This is a genomic window from Pyrobaculum sp., assembly GCF_049971835.1.
Taxonomy (GTDB): domain Archaea; phylum Thermoproteota; class Thermoprotei; order Thermoproteales; family Thermoproteaceae; genus Pyrobaculum.
This window is the reverse complement of record NZ_JBMFKV010000201.1, coordinates 1-3,141: the sequence shown is the minus strand read 5'-3', so window position 1 is coordinate 3,141 and position 3,141 is coordinate 1. Positions and strand designations below refer to the sequence as shown.

The following is a 3,141-nucleotide window of genomic DNA, read 5'->3' as shown; positions in this document are numbered from 1 at the left end:
ACCCCCTCTCCAGCTCTAGGAAGTCGAGGAGCTGGTTAGCGTCCAGCAGAAGCGGCACAGCCACAGAGCGCCTAACCACCATGTCCAAATTGAGCACAGTTAAAAGCTTTACCACGCCCCAAAGGGCGAGGTTTGTGGCCGACGCAATCACCCTCATATCTCCACGTCGTGGGCGATCATAGCGAGACTCTGCGCGCCACTAGCGCCAGGGCCAGGCGCACGGCCTCAGACCTGTCTCTGAATATGCCCTTCTGCACTAGCTGGTCGATCATCGCCTTAGTCTCCTGGTGTACGTAGATGTTGACCTGGGTCGCGCCCCCGTAGTCGCCGTCTTTCAGCAGGGCGTAGAGCCTGGCGACGACTGCGTGGACTGCGTCTGGGAGCCTCTGTCCGCTACCCGCCGCGGCCTTCTCGGCCTCGGCCACGAGTCTAGCTGGCACGCGTACTGTCAGCCTCGTGGCCCTCTTGGCGCCGCACTGTAGCCTGTCGAGCGCCTTCTCCACGTCTACCACGTACCGCCACCGCCCGAACCCGTCTCGCGATACTGCCACCGCGTCGCCAAGCAACTTTACAAACGCGTGTGCCAGTACAACTGTTCTGTTATTCCTGACGGGCCTCCCCGTTATATCCCTCACAAGCCTGCTAGGCTTTATCGACTGTACAGTTCTACTCCTCACCGTAGCTAGCTTGGTACACAACTCGTTGATGAACTTGTCGGGCGGTACGCCAATCCTCTTCAGCGCGTGAAATATGGCCCGTTCGCCGATTTGGGGCGAGCAGAACAGCACGAGCTTGCCAAAGTCGTGCACCGCCACGGGCATTCTCTTGAGCGTGTAGAAGGCCGTAGAGTATGAGATGTTAAGCTCCCTCGCGACTTCTTTAACAGTTACACACCCGCGCTGCTCGACTAGCCTGGCTATCAGCTCCCTGTTCGACACAGGTACGCCCCCTCCAGAAGCTGAGTCCCCGCCTTGAGGGGCGGGGCCTGTAGCTACTTGTGCCACACTGTCTAGACTGTGGCTAGTTAAAACAGTTACACTAGAAGAGTCCATGGCTCAGAGTTGCGAGAGCAACGATTTGTCTATGGTGACTATGTTCTCCACGTTTCTGGGGGCGGGGCACAGCACCTCGCCCCTGTGCTCGACGCACACGAGCCCCATTACGGTGTACTTCACGTAGTCTGCGGGTGGGATGTAGAACTGGAGTAGTAGCGCGCACATCTGTTGCTCCCTTCTGCACGCCTCGCGGAGCCACTTGAACAGCCTAAACTTTTCGAGCTCGGCGCCCTCTAGCTTGACGTAGTCGGCCCCTATCGCGTCTAGGAACTTGGTCAGCTCTTTTTCGACGGCGGAGGCCTCCACGATCCCCCTCTCCTTTGAAGACTGGTAACAGAGGTAGCCAAAGTCCGAGAACTTGATACACAACAGCTCGTCCTTGACCCTGCTCAGGAACATCTGTACGTGCAGTAGCGGGAACACGTAGGAGAGCTCGGAGACCTGCCTCAGCGCCTTTCTGCTACCAGACCTGAGGGCAGACTTGAGCCTGCCCACTACCGTGTCGCACAGGGCCCTTGGCAGGTACCTTGAGCAACCCTCGGCGAACTCTCTGAACCTGCCCGCCACGAGCTCGTCGCCTATCTTCTTCACCTTCTCCCTCGTCTCGTCTACAATCGTTATATACCGCTCGGCGGCTTCCCCGTACTGGTGTGACACTGCTATGTGTACGTCCTCCCTGTGGGGATCGGTGTTGTCCAGCCGCAGGTAGAACACGCCATCACGCGGGCACGTGGTGCACTCGCGCCCTATGGCCACCACAGGCGACTTGGAGAAGCCCAGCATGTATAGCAGGTTCTGCCACTGCCTGTGGAGGTACACGTACGGCATGGCGGGGTGCTCCTTGACGGTAACCCCCTCCAGCTGATCCATAGAGAACACAAAATTGAGAATATTTAAAAGTTCTCTCTACACGAGGAGGCGAAGCTGTGTTTAGACCTGGCCCTGTCCTGAAGGGCGGGCTGAACTAACTTTTTAAGTAGTGACAACTCTCGTGCCTTATGAGACAGAGTAGGCCCGAATACTCTCTCCTCCCTACTAGCCTCCTCCCCGCCCTGGAGAGCGGAGGTTCCTCCAGGGCGGTTGAAGTTTATCCAATATATGTAGTAGAGGGCTGGCAACCTGCTATCTTCCTAGAGTGGGAAGACAGGCGGTTTGGCATAGGCTCAGGCTTGCATGTTAACAGAGAGTGCTATGCTAGCACTGCAAAAGATACGCTAGTTTCCGTAATGGAATATCCCATACTAACCGAGTCTAAAACACACATCTATATCTCTACTACTGTAGAAAAGTGGAGGGATGTTTTTAGCTCCAGAGTAGCGCTCGTCTTTGTCTACTAGCCCCAATACCAGCCTCGATCCTGCTCCTTATAGAACGCGGTCTATTTCACAAGCGCCCTCTGGCATATGGGTAGAAGGGGTACGTTATATACCTCTTTCTGCTTTCCGTTCTGTGAGGGCTATGAAGCTTGGCATAGAGGGTAGCCTTATGCTAATAGAAGCGAGTGACAAGATCAAGTCCATTCTCAAACGCGACATCGAGCGCGCCGAGAGCGTCGCACGCGTCTTCAGCGCTAGGGAGCTTCCGCCACGCTCCTCCACCATAATATATGAGCAGTACAAGCTTTGGGTAGAGCACAAAGAAGTCATACCTGGAGATGGGAGCAAGACAGTTACGGTAGCGGGTATTTCTACTGCAGTATGCGAAGTACGCGGAGACAAGAAGACCTCGTCCTCGGTACGCCTCCTGCCAAAGACATACGACGGTAACCCCGATATCGAGGTGTGGCACAGGGGGGACGTCTTGAAAGAGACTTCACATCTATACACAACTACGGGCGGGGTCTTGGTCCTCTAGCCAACAGCGGGCTGTCCTGCGCGCCCGCCAAGACAGTAGAAGGCCCCCACGAAGTGCGCCACCCCGCGGGCTGACGTCGGGCTACCGCCGTGTCCGTGCCTAGGACGTGTTTAATACTACAGCCCCCCTAGAGCTAGGAAAACGACCAGATCCTGGCCGACACGGGCGCGCCACCTGCGCGCGGCTCTAGGTAGATATAGACGGGGGCCGGTAGCGCCGGTGGGAGCCTGAA

The 3,141-nt window shown here is 56.7% G+C and carries 4 protein-coding genes; 2 read left to right on the top strand and 2 right to left on the bottom strand.

Features of this window, described 5'->3' with window-relative positions; genetic code table 11:
• Positions 1-176 precede the first annotated feature (176 nt).
• Together ACP5J3_RS12305 and ACP5J3_RS12300 are read right to left on the bottom strand one after the other, a co-directional pair.
• A complete protein-coding gene (locus ACP5J3_RS12305) occupies positions 177-1,004 on the bottom strand; it encodes a hypothetical protein (protein ID WP_428495959.1) in 828 nt (275 codons plus the stop codon).
• A gap of 51 nt (positions 1,005-1,055) precedes the next feature.
• Positions 1,056-1,925, bottom strand: a complete 870-nt coding sequence (locus ACP5J3_RS12300) for a hypothetical protein (protein ID WP_428495958.1) — start codon at positions 1,923-1,925, stop codon at positions 1,056-1,058.
• 128 nt (positions 1,926-2,053) lie between these two features.
• On the opposite strand from ACP5J3_RS12300, the gene ACP5J3_RS12295 reads away from it, so the two are divergent.
• Positions 2,054-2,392: a hypothetical protein gene (locus tag ACP5J3_RS12295; protein WP_428495957.1), complete on the top strand. Its 339-nt coding sequence runs from the start codon at positions 2,054-2,056 to the stop codon at positions 2,390-2,392.
• Between the two features lie 112 nt (positions 2,393-2,504).
• Complete coding sequence (locus ACP5J3_RS12290) at positions 2,505-2,909, top strand: hypothetical protein (RefSeq protein WP_428495956.1); 405 nt, start codon at positions 2,505-2,507, stop codon at positions 2,907-2,909.
• Positions 2,910-3,141: the final 232 nt, after the last annotated feature.